The organism is Cupriavidus basilensis, from assembly GCF_029335485.1.
Classification (GTDB): Bacteria; Pseudomonadota; Gammaproteobacteria; order Burkholderiales; family Burkholderiaceae; genus Cupriavidus; species Cupriavidus basilensis_E.
On record NZ_JARJLM010000094.1, the window covers coordinates 1 to 15,598 of the forward strand.

The 15,598-nt window shown below is 64.8% G+C and carries 15 protein-coding genes; 2 read left to right on the top strand and 13 right to left on the bottom strand.

The window, feature by feature from the left end; translation table 11 throughout:
* The 5 genes from P3W85_RS05525 to ugpB form a co-directional block, all read right to left on the bottom strand.
* The coding region (locus P3W85_RS05525; protein WP_276264029.1) for a glycerophosphodiester phosphodiesterase family protein at positions 1–423 on the bottom strand (423 nt) is incomplete at its 3' end.
* 1 nt (position 424) lies between these two features.
* The gene (locus P3W85_RS05530; RefSeq protein WP_276264030.1) at positions 425–1,531 is read right to left on the bottom strand and encodes a sn-glycerol-3-phosphate import ATP-binding protein UgpC; all 1,107 of its coding nucleotides are present in this window, start codon (positions 1,529–1,531) and stop codon (positions 425–427) included.
* 61 nt (positions 1,532–1,592) lie between these two features.
* Positions 1,593–2,441 carry a sn-glycerol-3-phosphate ABC transporter permease UgpE gene (gene ugpE / locus P3W85_RS05535; protein WP_035813431.1) on the bottom strand — a complete coding sequence of 283 codons (849 nt, stop codon included), beginning with the start codon at positions 2,439–2,441 and terminating at the stop codon, positions 1,593–1,595.
* A gap of 11 nt (positions 2,442–2,452) precedes the next feature.
* Entirely contained in the window at positions 2,453–3,334 is an 882-nt protein-coding gene (gene ugpA / locus P3W85_RS05540; RefSeq protein ID WP_035813429.1) for a sn-glycerol-3-phosphate ABC transporter permease UgpA, read from the bottom strand.
* Positions 3,335–3,459: 125 nt separating this feature from the next.
* Positions 3,460–4,776 (bottom strand): sn-glycerol-3-phosphate ABC transporter substrate-binding protein UgpB, encoded by a 1,317-nt coding sequence (ugpB, locus tag P3W85_RS05545; protein WP_017228206.1) that lies wholly within the window; start codon positions 4,774–4,776, stop codon positions 3,460–3,462.
* Positions 4,777–4,951: 175 nt separating this feature from the next.
* Here ugpB and P3W85_RS05550 point away from each other — a divergent pair, with 175 nt between their 5' ends.
* Positions 4,952–5,743, top strand: coding sequence for an HAD-IIB family hydrolase (locus P3W85_RS05550; RefSeq protein ID WP_276264031.1), 792 nt, complete (start codon positions 4,952–4,954; stop codon positions 5,741–5,743).
* Between the two features lie 196 nt (positions 5,744–5,939).
* Here the strand turns inward: P3W85_RS05550 and ntrC are convergent, their stop codons facing one another.
* From ntrC to P3W85_RS05570, 4 genes are all read right to left on the bottom strand, one after another.
* Positions 5,940–7,484, bottom strand: coding sequence for a nitrogen regulation protein NR(I) (ntrC, locus tag P3W85_RS05555; protein ID WP_276264032.1), 1,545 nt, complete (start codon positions 7,482–7,484; stop codon positions 5,940–5,942).
* Positions 7,485–7,599: 115 nt separating this feature from the next.
* Positions 7,600–8,751: a nitrogen regulation protein NR(II) gene (glnL, locus tag P3W85_RS05560; protein ID WP_276264033.1), complete on the bottom strand. Its 1,152-nt coding sequence runs from the start codon at positions 8,749–8,751 to the stop codon at positions 7,600–7,602.
* A 4-nt stretch (positions 8,752–8,755) separates the two neighbouring features.
* The gene (locus tag P3W85_RS05565; protein ID WP_430869499.1) at positions 8,756–9,280 is read right to left on the bottom strand and encodes a DUF4124 domain-containing protein; all 525 of its coding nucleotides are present in this window, start codon (positions 9,278–9,280) and stop codon (positions 8,756–8,758) included.
* A 174-nt stretch (positions 9,281–9,454) separates the two neighbouring features.
* Complete coding sequence (locus tag P3W85_RS05570; RefSeq protein WP_017228202.1) at positions 9,455–10,870, bottom strand: 3-hydroxylaminophenol mutase; 1,416 nt, start codon at positions 10,868–10,870, stop codon at positions 9,455–9,457.
* Between the two features lie 559 nt (positions 10,871–11,429).
* On the opposite strand from P3W85_RS05570, the gene P3W85_RS05575 reads away from it, so the two are divergent.
* A complete protein-coding gene (locus tag P3W85_RS05575; RefSeq protein ID WP_276264034.1) occupies positions 11,430–11,894 on the top strand; it encodes a rhodanese-like domain-containing protein in 465 nt (154 codons plus the stop codon).
* A 93-nt stretch (positions 11,895–11,987) separates the two neighbouring features.
* Here the strand turns inward: P3W85_RS05575 and P3W85_RS05580 are convergent, their stop codons facing one another.
* The 4 genes from P3W85_RS05580 to P3W85_RS05595 all read right to left on the bottom strand — a co-directional run.
* Positions 11,988–12,821, bottom strand: a complete 834-nt coding sequence (locus tag P3W85_RS05580; RefSeq protein WP_017228200.1) for a competence/damage-inducible protein A — start codon at positions 12,819–12,821, stop codon at positions 11,988–11,990.
* A gap of 12 nt (positions 12,822–12,833) precedes the next feature.
* Positions 12,834–13,709 carry an EI24 domain-containing protein gene (locus tag P3W85_RS05585; RefSeq protein ID WP_276264035.1) on the bottom strand — a complete coding sequence of 292 codons (876 nt, stop codon included), beginning with the start codon at positions 13,707–13,709 and terminating at the stop codon, positions 12,834–12,836.
* Between the two features lie 174 nt (positions 13,710–13,883).
* On the bottom strand, positions 13,884–14,858 hold the full coding sequence (locus P3W85_RS05590) for a sterol desaturase family protein (protein ID WP_276264036.1): 975 nt from the start codon (positions 14,856–14,858) through the stop codon (positions 13,884–13,886).
* The coding region (locus tag P3W85_RS05595) for a polysaccharide deacetylase family protein (RefSeq protein ID WP_276264037.1) at positions 14,858–15,598 on the bottom strand (741 nt) is incomplete at its 5' end. The genes P3W85_RS05595 and P3W85_RS05590, both read right to left, overlap by 1 nt.

Here is a 15,598-nt window from a genome sequence, read left to right on the forward strand (position 1 = left end):
ATCGACGGCTACCGCCGCGCCGGTGCGCCATTCCGCGCCGGGCACGGCCTTGATCTCGATATTGACCATGAACCCGTTGGCGCGCGTATAGCGGGCAATCGACGCCAGCGTGGGAACCGGCTCCCCGGCATAGGCAGGGCTATGCCAGCTGCCGGCATCCAGCATGGCGATTTCGCCCAGGGTCAGCGCGTCGGCGCGGCCATGGCCGTCGGTGGTACGGTCCAGCGTGGCGTCGTGCAGCAGCATCGCCCGCCCGTCGCCCGACAGCTTCACGTCGAACTCGAACATGCGATAGCCGAATGAGGCACCGTGGCGGAATGCCGCCAGCGTGTTCTCCGGCGCCAGCTTGCCGGCGCCGCGATGCGCGATATGGCGCGGATAGGGCCAGGCCGCCGGCCAGGGAGCGAAAGCCGCTTGGGTCATATCAAGCCTCGATGCGTTTGCCGGAATCGGTATCGAAGAAATGCAGGTGCTCGGCCGATGCGGTGATCGGCAGCCGGTCGCCGCCGCGCACCTGCATATTGCTGTCCAGCCGCACCACGACCGGCTGGCCGCCCAGCGCGCCGTAGGCGAAGGAGTCCGCGCCGAGCGCCTCGACCAGCCGCACGTCGATCTCGGCGATGGCTTCGTGCGCCGCGCACGGCTCGATATGCTCGGGACGCAGGCCGAGCAACGCGCGCTCGGGCAAGTGCAGGCCCATCGGCAGGTGGCCGAGCGTGGCCGCCGGCTGCGCCTGCGCGCCCTCCTTCGACTCGACCCGCATCTGGGCTCCGCCCTGGCCGCCATTGGTACGCGCAACCGGAACGAGATTCATCGGCGGCGAGCCGATGAAGCCGGCCACGAAGGTGCTGGCGGGACGCGCATAGACTTCCAGCGGCGTGCCGATCTGCTCCACGCGGCCGCCATTGAGCACCATCATGCGGTCGGCCAGCGTCATGGCCTCGACCTGGTCGTGCGTCACGTACATGCTGGTGGTGCGCAGGCGGCGATGCAGCTCCTTCAGCTCCAGGCGCATCTGCACGCGCAGCTTGGCGTCCAGGTTGGACAGCGGTTCGTCGAACAGGAACACGGCAGGCTCACGCACGATGGCGCGGCCCATGGCCACGCGCTGGCGCTGGCCGCCGGACAGCGCGCGCGGCTTGCGCTCCAGCAGCGGCGCCAGCTCGAGAATGCCCGCGGCATGCTTGACGCGCTGCTCGATCTCGGCCTTGGCCATGCCGCGGATCTTCAGCCCGTAGGCCATATTGTCGTACACGCTCATATGCGGATAGAGCGCGTAGTTCTGGAACACCATGGCGATGTCCCGCTCGGCGGGCTCGAGGTTGTTGACGATCTTGTCGCCAATATGCACCTCGCCGCCGCTGATGGCCTCCAGCCCGGCCACCATGCGCAGCAGCGTGGACTTGCCGCAGCCCGACGGGCCGACGATGACGATGAATTCGCCATCGTTGATTTCCATATCGATGCCGTGCACGACCTTCACGTTGCCGGCGTAGGTTTTCTGTACGTTGCGAAGCGACAGTTTTGCCATTGCTATTCTTTCTCGCTGGGCAAGCGTGGCGAAACGCGTCATCGCGCTCCGCCCCACCCGCTTATTTTTCGGTTTCGACCAGGCCCTTGACGAACCACTTCTGCATCAGCAGCACCACGATGGCGGGCGGCACCATGGCCAGCATCACGGTGGCCATCACCAGGTTCCAGTCGGTCGCTGCGTCCCCGGAGCGGGAGATCATCTGGGTCACGCCCACCACCACCGGCGTCATCGATTTCTGCGTGGTGATCAGGAGCGGCCACAGGTATTGGTTCCAGCCATAGATGAACTGGATCACGAAGAGCGCCGCGATGCTGGTCTTGGACAGCGGCAGCACCACGTCCTTGAAGAAGCGCAGCGGCCCGGCGCCATCGATGCGCGCGGCCTCGGCCAGTTCGTCCGGGATGGTCAGGAAGAACTGGCGGAACAGGAAGGTCGCGGTGGCCGAGGCGATGATCGGGATGGTCAGGCCGAAGTAGCTATCCAGCATGCCAAGATCCGACACCACCTTGTAGGTCGGCAGGATCCGCACTTCCACCGGCAGCATCAGCGTGACGAAGATCATCCAGAAGAAGGTCTTGCGCAGCGGAAACTTGAAGTACACCACCGCGAAGGCCGAGATGATCGAGATCGTGATCTTGCCCACCGCGATGCCGAGCGCCATGATCAGGCTGTTGACCATCATGGTGGAGACCGGCGAGGCGGCATTGCCCACCCCGGCCACCAGCACGGTGCGATAGTTTTCCAGGAAATGGCTGCCCGGCAGCAGCGTCATCGGCGCCTGCAGCACCTCGTCGGCGGTCAGCGTCGAGGCCACGAAGGTGACGTAGACGGGGAAAGCCACCACCAGCACGCCCAGCACCAGCATCAGGTGCGAGAGAAAATCAAGAAAGGGTCGTCGTTCTACCATTTTGCCAATCCTCAGTACTGCACCTTGCGTTCCACGTAGCGGAACTGCACCACCGTGAGAACGATCACGATCCCCATCAGCACAACCGACTGCGCTGCCGACCCGCCGATATCCAGCCCGCGGAAGCCATCCTGGTAGACCTTGTAGACCAGCGTATTGGTGGCGTTGACCGGGCCGCCGTGGGTCACCGCGTCGATAATGGCGAAGGTATCGAAGAAGGCGTACACCACATTGATCACCATCAGGAAGAAGGTGGTCGGCGACAGCAGCGGGAAGATGATCGACCAGAAGCGCCGCCATGGCCCGGCGCCGTCGATGGCGGCAGCCTCGATCAGCGATTTCGGGATGCTCTGCAGGCCAGCCAGAAAGAACAGGAAGTTGTAGCTGATCTGCTTCCACGCGGCAATCAGCACCACCAGCAGCATGGCCTGGTTGCTATTGAGCAGGAAATTCCAGTCCACGCCGAACGCATGCAGCGCATAGGACACCACGCCCAGCGTGGGGTTGAACATGAACATCCACAGCACGCCCGCCACCGCGGGCGCCACGGCGTACGGCCAGATCAGCAGCAGCTTGTAGCCGCTGGCGCCGCGCACCACGCGATCGGCGAAATAGGCCAGCAGCAGCGAGATCGAGAGCCCGACCAGCGTCACGCCGACGGCGAACACCGCCGTCACGCGAAACGAGTTCAGGTACTGCGCATCGTTGAACAGATCCCTGAAGTTTTCCAGGCCGACGAACTGCAGGTCGATGCCGAAGGCATCCTGCCTCAGCACGGACTGGTACAGCGCCTGCCCGGCCGGCCAGAAAAAGAAGATCAGCGTTACCGCCATCTGCGGCAACACCAGCAGATAGGGCAACCATGAAGATTGGAATACGACCCGTTTTTCCATCACGCATCCAGACCACCGCCAGCAGCGGGGCGTCATCTATCGGGAACAGCGCGGCCCTTGCGGGCCGCTCAAACCAAAGACGGAGGCAAAGCCTCCGCCTTCTGCACGCTCACAACGCCGGGCGCTTACTCGCGGACCGTCTTCTGGAAGCGCTCGAGCAGCTCATTGCCGCGCGCCACCGCCGAATCGAGTGCCTCCTTGGGTTGCTTCTTGCCGGTCCACACCGCTTCGAGCTCCTCGTCGATCACGGTACGGATCTGCGGGAAGTTGCCCAGGCGGATGCCGCGCGACTTGTCGGTGGTCTTGACGATCATCTGCTTGACCGCGACGTCGGCACCGGGGTTCTTGTCATAGAAGCCCGATTTCTTGGTCAGCTCGTAGGCCGCCATCGTCACAGGCAGGTAGCCGGTCGACTGGTGCCAGTCGGCCTGCACCTCGGGGCGCGACAAGTAGGTGAAGAACTTGGCTACGCCCTTGTACTCCTCGGCCTTCTTGCCGCCCATCACCCACAGCGACGCGCCGCCGATGATCGTGTTCTGCGGTGCACCCGGCACGCCCTGCTCATAGGGCAGCTGCGCCACGGTGAAATCGAACTTGGCGTTCTTGCGGATATTGGCCAGCGCCGCCGAGGACCCGGTCAGCATCGCGCACTGGCCTGCGATGAACTTGGCCTTCGGCTCGTCCTTGCGGCCGCCGTAGACGAAATAGCCCTTCTGCTGCATGTCGAGCAGGTTGGCGATATGCTTGACGTGCAGCGGCGAATTGAACACCAGGCGCGCGCCGGTGCCGCCGAAGCCATTGTTCTCGGTGGCGAACAGGACGTTGTGCCAGGCCGAGAAGCTTTCCAGTTGCACCCACGACTGCCAGTCGGTGGTGTAGCCGCAGGAGACGCCGGCAGCCTTGAGCTTGGCGGAGTCGGTCGCCACTTCCTGCCAGGTCACGGGCGGCTTGTTCGGATCCAGCCCGGCCTTCTTGAAGGCATCCTTGTTGTAGTACATCACCGTGGTCGAACTATTGAACGGGAACGACAGCATCTCGCCCTTGTTCGAGGTGTAGTAGCCAGCCACCGCCGGAATGTACATCTTGGCGTCGAACTTCTCGCCGGCGTCCTTCATGACCGCCGCCACCGGCTTGATGGCGCCCTTGGCGCTCATCATGGTCGCCGTGCCCACCTCGAACACCTGCAGGATCGCCGGAGCATTGCCCGAACGGTAGGCCGCAATGCCGGCTGCCAGCGACTCGTCATACTGGCCTTTGTAGATCGGCACGATCTTGTAGTCGGACTGGCTGGCATTGAACTGCGTGGCGATCGCGTTCACCTTGTCGTTGAGCGCACCTTCCATCGAATGCCACCACTGGATCTCGACGGCGGCATTGGCCGATCCTGCGCCGGCCAGCATGGCGAAGGCGGCCAGGGTCAACGCGGTACGTTTGACGGTCATGGGAAACTCTCCTGTTTATATCGCGACATGGGACAAAAATCGCCCGACTGTATGCAGTTTTTGTGACAGCCGGATGTTACCGCGCCTTGTTGGATAGGAAAACCGGGCAATTCCACTAAATCACAATAATATGACAACGTTTTATCGTCAGCTTGACAGGGTAGAATCTTGCGCCATGCAAGCCATCCAGACCCTCCCCGCCGCGGCGCTGCGCCGCGTACGCGGCGTACTGACCGACATCGACGGCACCATTACCACCGACGGCAGGCTGCCGGCGTCCACCTATCTGGCACTGGACCGGCTCAAGGCCGCCGGCCTTCACGTGATCCCGGTCACCGGCCGCTGCATCGCCTGGGCCGAGATCCTGACCCGGCTTTGGCCGGTGGACGCCATCATTGGTGAAAACGGCGCGTTTTACTCCCATCTGCGCGCCGGCAAGCTGCTTACCCGCTACCTGGACGATGCCATTACCCGTGCCGGCAACCTGGCACGCATCAGGGCGCTGGGCGAGCGCATCGTGCGGCAGGTGCCCGGCTGCGCACTGGCATCGGACCAGGCCTGGCATGCCGCCGACCTTGCCATCGACCATGCCGAGGACGTGGCACCGCTGCCCGCCGAGGCGGTCGAACGCATCGCGAGCCTGATGCGGGAGGCCGGCATGACAGCCACGGTCAGTTCCATCCATGTGAACGGCTGGTTCGGCCAGCACGACAAGCTCAGCATGAGCCGTTTGTGCGTTGCGGAACTGCTGGGCGCCGACCTCGACGCCGGCCGCGACGAGTGGCTGTTTATCGGCGACTCGGCCAACGACGCGAGCATGTTCGCCCATTTTCCGCTGTCGGTCGGGGTGGCGAATATTCGCGATATCCTGCCGCAACTACCGGCCCGGCCGGCCTATATCACCGAAGCCGCTTGCGGCGAAGGGTTCGCGGAAATGGCGGCATTATTGCTGGCGGTACGTGATTAGGGCCGCAATACATTACCAAACAATACAAAACGCCACATGAATCGAAGACACAGGACATGCGGCGAAATCCGCAAGCACGACAAAACAAAAGCCCAACGCGGAAAGCAAGAAACAAAAAGCAAAACGGCCGGATCTGATCCCGGCCGTTTTGTTTTGCATTGCAGCAATCGCCACGACTTCCGTCGCTGGCATTACCTCAGTCGAAGCCCAGTTCCTGCAGCTTGCGCGTGATGGTGTTGCGCCCGATACCGAGGCGCGTGGCGGCTTCCACGCGGCGCCCGCGGGTCACCCCCAGGGCCGCCTCCAGCACCGCCTTCTCGAAGCGGCGGGTAAGCGCATCCATCACCTCCGGCTGGCCCGATTCCAGCATGGCGCGAGCCTCGCCTGCCAGCAGGCTCTCCCAGCCGGCAAGGGCACTGGCCACGTGCGGCCGGCTGGCATAGGCCAGCGCGGCATCGGTCTCGCCGTTCACAATGGTCGGTGCGGCGCCGTAATCGACGGCCTCAAGGCCATCGGCGCTCTCCGCCCGGCCCTCGCCACGCGGCTCCGGCAGGCGCGCCGCGCCGCCGAGCCCGCCCTGCGCAGCCCCGGTCCCGATCATCTCGCGCGGCATGTCCTTGACCTCGATGGTCTGGGCAGGCGCCATCACGGTCAGCCAATTGCAGAGGTTCTCAAGCTGGCGAACGTTGCCGGGGAACGGCAGCGTGCTGACATAGGCCAGCGCCTCGTCCGACATGCGCTTGGGCTCCACGCCCAGTTCCTTGGCGCTCTTCTGCAGGAAATGGCGGGCCAGCAGCGTGATGTCCTCCGGCCGCTCGCGCAGCGGCGGCAGGCGCAGGCGGATCACGTTGAGGCGGTGGAACAAGTCCTCGCGGAACAGCCCTTCCTTGACACGCGTCTCCAGGTTCTGGTGAGTCGCGGCGATCACGCGCACGTTGGCGCGCAGCGGATTGTGGCCACCTACGCGATAGAAGTTGCCGTCGGACAGCACGCGCAGCAGGCGCGTCTGCAGGTCGAACGGCATATCGCCGATTTCGTCCAGGAACAGCGTGCCGCCCTCGGCCTGCTCGAAGCGGCCGCGGCGCATGGTCTGCGCGCCGGTAAAGGCGCCGCGCTCATGGCCGAACAGTTCGGATTCGAGCAGGTCCTTCGGGATGGCCGCGGTATTGAGCGCGATAAAGGGACCGTTGGCGCGCGGGCTGTGCTTGTGCAGGGCCTGCGCCACCAGTTCCTTGCCGGTGCCGGACTCGCCGGTGATCAGCACCGTCACGTTCGACTGCGAGAGACGTCCGATGGCGCGGAACACGTCCTGCATGGCCGGCGCCTGGCCCAGTATCTCGGGGGCATCGACCAGACGGTCTTCCAGTTCCTCCTCGCGCAGGCTTTCCTGCAGCGCGCGGCGGATCAGCTCGACCGCCTTGTCGACATCGAAGGGCTTGGCGAGATACTCGAAGGCCCCGCCCTGGAAAGCCGCTACTGCGCTATCGAGATCGGAGTAGGCCGTCATCACGATGACGGGCAGCCCCGGATGGCGCGCCTTGAGCGCCTGCAGCAGGTCCAGCCCCGAGCCTCCCGGCATGCGGATGTCCGAGATCAGGACCTGCGGCTCGTCGTCTTCCAGCGCGGCCAGTACGTCGCGCACATTGGTGAAGCTGCGCGAAAGCAGGCTTTCACGGGCGAGGGCCTTTTCCAGGACCCAGCGGATTGATTGATCGTCGTCGACTATCCAGATCGGCTTCATGTGCGTCGCTTGTCTGCTCGGTGTCATTTGGTCTTCCGTGAACCTGCTTGCGCACCGCTGGCGAGCCGGACGGCAGCAATCAATGGGGCAGTTCCAATTGCTGGCGCCGGTGCGATCAATGCAGGGGCAGCAGGATACGGAAGTCGGTACAGCCAGGCCGGCTCTCGCATTCGATCAAGCCCTCGTGCTGCTGCACGAAGGTTTGAGCGAGTGTGAGACCGAGGCCGCTGCCGCCATCCCTGCCCGACACCAGCGGGTAGAAGATGCGTTCGCGAATATCCTCGGGGATGCCCGGACCGTTATCGATGACATGCAAGTCCAATGCCAGCTTGAACAAACGCTTGGCAATTGTTACCTGGCGGGCCACCCGGGTACGCAGGACGATCTGCGCATCGCCACGCGCGATACGCTCGGACAATGCATGTGCCGCGTTATGGACGATGTTCAGCACGGCCTGGATCAACTGCTCCATGTCGCCGCGCAGGTCGGGCAGGCTCGCATCGTAGTCGCGCACGATGTCCAGCCCGGAGGGGAATTCAGCCAGCACCACCGAGCGCACGCGCTCCAGCACTTCGTGGATATTGAGCTCCGACACGATATGCGGATGGCGGTGCGGCTCCAGCAGGCGGTCCACCAGCGTCTGCAGGCGGTCCGACTCCTTGATGATGACCTGGGTGTACTCCCGCAGCGAACGCTCAGGCAGCTCGAACTCGAGAAGCTGCGCCGCGCCGCGGATGCCGCCCAGTGGATTCTTGATCTCGTGGGCGAGATTGCGGATCAGTTCCTTGTTGGCGGAGGTCAGGTCGAGGATGCGCTCCTCGCGTTCGCTGCGCACCTTCTGCTCGTTGGGCAGCACCTCCACCACCACGGTGTCGGAATTGGCGTCCAGCACGCCAATCACCACGTGCGCATGCATCGGCTCCTGCAGGGGCGGGTGCAGCACCACATCCTGCCGGCGGGCGTCGAACTGCCGCGAGATCACCGTGTCGATCATGCTGGCCAGTTCTTCCGAAGCGCCGAACAGGTCGGCTAGCGACAACTCCACCATGGCCTTGCGCGACACCGCGAAACTCGCTTCCGCGGCGGGATTGGCGTAGACGATGCGCAGGCCAGGCTGGCGCACCAGCAAAACCGGGTTGGCCACCACGTCCAGCCCATGGTGGTAGGCCACATCGCCCAACGGCAGCACTGCAGCCCCACCCTCGGGCGGGGCGCCGGCCCCGGCCGAAGCTACCTTGCGCGAGACGCTGCGAATCAGGCGACGCATAGTACTAGTCCTTCAGGTTGGAGAGTTCTCGCCGCAACGAGGCGGCGTTGGCCTCGCCGCGCGTAATGTCGTCGCGCAGCGTGGCGGTACGGTCGAGATACTTCTGGTAGTTGCGCTCATTGCCCTGGCGCTCGGGCTGGCCGTTGTTGTACTCGGCGCGCAGCGCGGCCAGCTTGGCTTCCTCGCTCTGCAGTTCCTGCTCCAGCACGGCGCGGCGCTCGCCATCGCGGCTCTTCTGGGTTGCGCTGTCCACGCGCGGGAACGCCGCGGGCGCGGCGCCAGGCGCAGTGCCCTTGCCCGCCGGCGGCGAATTGATGCGCCCGCCCGGCACGGTGGTCACCTCGGGCAGGTTCAGCCGTTTGCAGCCCTTGCCCCCGTTGCCGTTGCGGTATTCCGGCACCCCGTTGGGGCCGGCGCAAACGTAGATATCCGACTGCGCCGGAGCCGGGCGGCTCCAGCACAGCAGTGCAAGCGCCAGCATGGCGCAGGCAGCTGCCGATCCGTGCATGCGGGCACCGAACCGGTGCATCGGGCGGAGCGGGGAGAGCGGGAATTCGAGCGCATCCATTGACATCAGCGGGGGGGTGTTGGGAAAGGAGCCCCATTCTAGCGATCAAACCAGCGAACCAAACAAAAAGGGACAGCCGAAGCCGCCCCTTCCTGGTGCTACTGTTGCCCGGTCACAACCTGGCAACGCCTCGCCTTACAGCGAGTAGTACATATCGAACTCGATCGGGTGAGTCGTCATGCGGAAGCGGGTGACTTCTTCCATCTTCAGTTCGATGTAGGCATCGATCATGGAGTTGGAGAAGACGCCGCCGCGCGTCAGGAACTCGCGGTCGTTGTCGAGGTATTCCAGGGCCTGGTCCAGGCTGGAGCAGACGGTCGGGATCTTTGCATCCTCTTCCGGCGGCAGGTCGTACAGGTTCTTGTCGGCAGCCTCGCCCGGGTGGATCTTGTTCTGCACGCCGTCCAGGCCGGCCATCAGCAGTGCCGAGAAGCCCAGGTACGGGTTCATCAGCGGGTCCGGGAAACGGGTCTCGATGCGACGGCCCTTGGGGTTGGCAACGTACGGAATACGGATCGAAGCCGAACGGTTGCGTGCCGAGTACGCCAGCTTGACCGGTGCCTCGAAGCCCGGCACCAGACGCTTGTACGAGTTCGTGCCCGGGTTGGTCAGGGCATTCAGCGCGCGAGCGTGCTTGATGATGCCGCCGATGTAGTACAGCGCGAATTCCGACAGGCCGGCATAGCCGTTGCCCGCGAACAGGTTCTGGCCGTCCTTCCATACGGACTGGTGCACGTGCATGCCCGAGCCGTTGTCGCCAACCACCGGCTTCGGCATGAAGGTGGCGGTCTTGCCGTAGGTGTGGGCGACGTTCTGGATCACGTACTTCTGCAGCTGGGTCCAGTCGGCGCGCTGCACCAGCGTGCTGAACTTGGTGCCGATTTCGTTCTGGCCCTGGCCAGCCACTTCGTGGTGGTGGACTTCCACGGGGATGCCCAGCGATTCCAGGATCAGGCACATTTCCGAACGGATGTCCTGGAAGGTGTCGATCGGGGCAACCGGGAAGTAGCCGCCCTTCTTGCCCGGGCGGTGGCCGCTGTTGCCGTGCTCGAATTCCTTGGCCGACGACCAGGGGGCTTCTTCCGACTCGATCTTCACCGAGCAACCCTGCATGTCCACATTCCAGGTCACGCCGTCGAAGATGAAGAATTCGGGTTCCGGACCGAAGAAGGCGGTATCGCCCAGGCCGGTGCTCTTCAGGTAAGCCTCGGCGCGCTTGGCGATGGAACGCGGGTCGCGGTCGTAGCCCTTGCCGTCGGACGGCTCGACCACGTCGCAGGTCAGAATCAGCGTCGGTTCTTCATAGAACGGATCGACGTTGGCGGTATTCGGGTCCGGCATCAGCAGCATGTCCGAAGCCTCGATACCCTTCCAGCCGGCGATCGACGAGCCATCGAAAGCGTGGCCGCTTTCAAACTTGTCTTCATCGAAGTGCGACACGGGTACCGACACGTGTTGCTCTTTGCCTTTGGTATCGGTGAAACGGAAGTCGACGAACTTGACGTCGTTTTCCTTCACCAGCTTCATCACATCTGCAACGCTGTGGGCCATGCCTATCTCCTGGAAATTCGGCTGAAGTCTAGAAAGCCATTCTTGCGTCGTTCTTTGCTGGGCCACGCCAGGAAGGCGTTGGGGGAGCACAAAGACCGGCCGCGAAAGGGACGAGGAATGTTAGCAGAAAGCGTGCCAAGGGATGCCCCTTGTTAGCCCTGCGTTCCCGAAAAAAGTGCACCTCCGCAGCCCCGTACGGGGGTTCCGGGCCCGTTGCCGGTGGCGCATGTGGCATACGCCGCGCACCGCCTGTCCCGTCCCTCGCCAGGAGCAGCGCGCAGCGTCGGCAACGCCGACGAAGGAAACACCAGAAAGGTGCACCCACACCAAAAAATGCACCATCGATGTGCAAATACGCCGACAGATACCATTTTGGTGCATTTTCCGCACTGCCGCCTGCATGCGGTGCAGAACCCGGCACCGGAGCGTGTTGCCCCCGGGGCCTGCCGGCGCATACGGCCCCTCGGGAGCCCAAACGCGCCGGACACCGTGTCCGCCGCGCTAGAATACCTGGCAGGCGCTCCCATATGCCATTCCACCCTTCGATTTTGTCACCCCGATGACCACCCGAGACGAACTCCTCCAAGCGGCGCGCCAGCGCCAGCAGCAAAACCAACTGCCCTACTTCGGCGCGCTCACCCCGCAGGAGGCCTTTGCCTTGCTGCAGAGCGATCCCACCACCGTGATGGTGGACGTCCGCACGCAGGCCGAGCTGGACTGGATCGGCGCACCTGACCTGCCGGAAGCCCAGTCGGCACATGTGGAGTGGATGAGCTATCCGGGCGGTGCGCAGAATGCCGCCTTCGTCGCCCAGCTCAAGGCCCGCGTGCCCGCCGACGTGCCGGTGCTGTTCCTGTGCCGCAGCGCGGCACGCTCCAAGCATGCCGCACGCGTCGCCACGGAAGCAGGTTTCCAGTTTGCGATGGATGTGCTGGAGGGGTTCGAGGGCAACCGCGACGAACACCACCACCGCAAGACGGTGGAAGGATGGTGTGTACGCGGCCTGCCCTGGCATGGCGCCTGAAGATCCGGACCGCCTGCGCGGCAGATAGCCGCAAACAGAAGATAAAACGGGACAGCCATGCTGTCCCGTTTCTTGTTTCCCGGCCATTGCGGCTCAGTCCCCGGCGGGATCTCCCGGCCGCCTGGCGGCAACCTCCACCAGTTCGAAGCCCATCGCCCGCACGCCCTCGCGCAGCATGAGGTAGGCCGGCTCCACACGCTCCGCCGCCCCCTTCACGCCCAGGTCGATATGCCGGCGCGCATAGAGTTCGCCGCGCTTCGCATCGCCCACGGACGGCAGGCTGAACACCCGGATACCGTCGAACGCGGCTTCGACCTGCTCCATCAGCGGCGTCAGGGTGGACTCCGGCGCCTCGAACACCAGGAAGGAGCGCTCCACCTGCACAGCCTGATGGAACAGGTGCGGGTAGTAATGATCCAGCACCCACTCCATCATCGGCCACGCCATCACCGGGAAGCCCGGCATGAAATGATGGTTGCCCACCGAGAAGCCCGGGATCCGGTTGTAGCTGTTCGGAATGATGCGCGCGCCGGCGGGGAATTCGCCCATCTTGAAGCGGTGCTGGTTCTCCGGCAGGTCCAGGTCGGCCTTGGCGGGATCGCCCGCCGCGGTCTCGACAATGCGCTGGGCGATCAGCTCGCGGGCCTCGGGGTGCAGCGCCAGCGGTACGCCGAGCGCGGCGGCGGCGCACTGCCGGGTGTGATCGTCCGGCGTTGCGCCGATGCCACCGGTGCAGAACACCACATCTTCGCCGGCAAAGGTACGGCGCAGCGTGGCGGTAATGCGTGCGCGCTCGTCGCCCACATATTCAGCCCAGTCCAGCGCCAGCCCGCGCGCCGCCAACAGTTCGATGGCACGGCGCATATGCTTGTCTTCGCGCCGCCCCGACAGAATCTCGTCACCAATGACGATCAGGCCGAAACCCATGATGCCCTCGCTTCAGGATTGTTCAATGCGCCGCACATCGGACGGCGCGAGATCGATAACGTCCGCCAACGGTGCCGCCGCCGCTGCGGCCGCTGCGCGTTCGGCGCGCAACTGCTCCAGCGCGCGCAGGCAGAAATGGCCGAACCACAGCGCCGAGAAAATAAAGATCAGCACGTAGAGCCAGAGCGTGCCGGCCAGCACGAAGGGAAAGAGAAAAATCAAGGCCGCCGAGGATACCCAGACCAGGGTCGGCGCGGAGCCCAGCAGGCCCACGGCCACGCCGATGGCCAGCAAGGGAATGCGGTGGCGCTTCATCAGCGTCTTGCGCTCCTCCGGGCTGGCATGCTCGGCCAGCGCATCGTAGGTCATCACGCGATAGGTCAGCCAGCCCCACAGCAAAGGCGGGATCAGCGCGAAGAACGGCGGAATCAGCCACAGCGGCAACGTCACCAGCGCCAGCAACAGGAAGACCACGGTGCTGCCCAGCGCCTGGAATACGCTGCCGATCATGTTGCCGCCCTTGGCCTTGACCAGGTCCGGGTAGCTGCGCTCGAGATGGCGCACCGCCGCCGGCACCGAGAACAGGCTGATAAATACCAGCATCGACGCGATCACCAGCGGGATCATCAGCGCCACGACGAACAGCGGCGCCACCACCGCGCGCAGGGACTGCAGGCCGAACCAGTCGAGCGCGCCATAGATCCAGCTGGTCAGCACCGAGGTTTCCAACACGCCGCGCGCGGTGGTCATGATGGGCTCCCATCCCCATAGCAGCAGGCCACCCCACAACCCGGTCGCGAGCAGGAAGGGAATGACGGTGAGCATCAGCATGCGCGGATGCAGCTGGCTGATCAGGGCACGACCAAACGCGCGGAAAATATCGTTCATGCAGTGAATTGGGATACCACGAAAGCGGGGGACAGATAGACTAGCACACGTCACCCGCGATAGCGGGAGACGCGTGTGCGGCGGGCGGCGAAGGGCCGGATGCCGATGCCCCGGCATCCCGGGGCCGGGGCCAGCCGGACAGCGGCCGGCGCGCCACGCCGGCCCGCGGCTGCTTCAGCCAAGCCGCAGCAGCCGCTTGATGCCGTACCACTGCTGGGACAGGAAACCGGCGCCATAGTCGCGCCCCTTGCCCGCCGGCGGCGGCATCTGGTCGCGGATGCCGGTGGGGTAATAGGCGCCGGAGAAGACCGCCGTGCGGAACAGCATGTCCCACCACGGGAAAATCACGCCATAGTTGCAACCGCCCAGGCGGCCCGGACGGCCGATCGCCTCGTGCCCGACGCCAACCGCGTGGTGGGTACGGTGAAAGCGCGGCGAAACCAGCAGCCGTTCGCCCAGCGCGCCGAAGTGCATGCGCAGGTTGGCATGCTGCAGGCTCTGCAAGAGCTGCGACAAGGCTACCAGCAGCACATACTGGGACGGCTCCACACCTACCGCCAGCGCCGCCGCCGCGAACACCACGTCGCGCAGCATATCGTCGAGCAGGTGGTTGCGGTTATCGCTCCACAGCGTCATCTGGCGCTGGCTGTGGTGGACCGCATGCAGGCTCCACCACCAGCGATAGGTGTGCGAGAGGCGGTGATACCAGTAGTCGAGCAGGTCGAACAGCAACAGGTAGACCAGGAAGCTGACCAGCGGGATCGACGTCACCGCCGGCCACCAGTCCTCCACATTGATCCGCTGCCAGCCAAGCAGGCGCAGATGCCCCTCCAGTGCGTCCATCAGCGGATCGAGCAGGAAGAACATGGCGAGCCGGAACAGGCCCAGCCGGTGCACCAGCGTATAGAGAATATCGGTGCGGATGGCGGCGCGGTCGGTCACCGCCTCCACGGGGCGCAGCTTTTCCAGCGGCCCGAGGATCAGCACCATCACCGCGATCTGCACCAGCCCCACCAGCAGCCATTCGGTGCCGGTGAAAGCGTCTTCGGCATAGCCGCCGAGGCCGAGCTGGTACACCACGGGAAGGATGACGTCCTGGAACAGCGCAGCCTCTACCTGGCCTATCCACGCATTGAGCGCATCGAACATCAGCGCCCTCCAGGCTCGCGCCCGGCCACGCTGGCGGCCTCCTTGCCCAGCCAGTCACGGTAGGCGGGGTGCTCGCGCAGCGTGGCGAAGCAGAAGCCCTTCTGCTCCAGTCCGCTGATCAGCGGTTCGAGCACGCCGGGCGCCCAGGCGTCCTTGCGCGACCAGATGCCCAGGTGGGCCAGGGTGATATCGCCATCGCGCAGGTCGCGCAGCGCATGCGCCAGCAGGACCTTGTTGGGGAAGCGCTCGGAGGACAGTTCGTCGCCCAGGAAACCGGCCGGCGCCCAGCCCACATGCTTGAAGCCGCATTGCTCGGCCCACTGCAGCGTCTGCGGCGCGGTATGGCCGCCAGGAGCCCGCCACAGCGGCGACATGGCCGCGCCGGTCAGCCCGCGCAGCGCCTGTGCGCTGCGATTGAGTTCGGCGCAGAAGCCCTGCTGGTCCATCATCACGTCCTGCCCGGCATGCGCGCCGAACTGCGGGCGCATGACAACCTTGCCATCGCGCGTGCTGCGCAGGTAGACGTGGTCGAAGGTGTGGCTGCCGAACACGTGGCCGTCCGCCACCAGGCCCTTCCAGTAGGCGGCCCAGCCCGGATCGAGCGAGCTGTCCTTGTTGATCGTCGGCTCGTTGGCGAGGAAAAAGGTGGCCTTGATATGGTGGCGGCGCAGCGTGTCGGCGATGAATGCCGCCTGGCTCATGCTGCCGGTATCGAAGGTGAGGTAAAGCGTGCCGGCGCG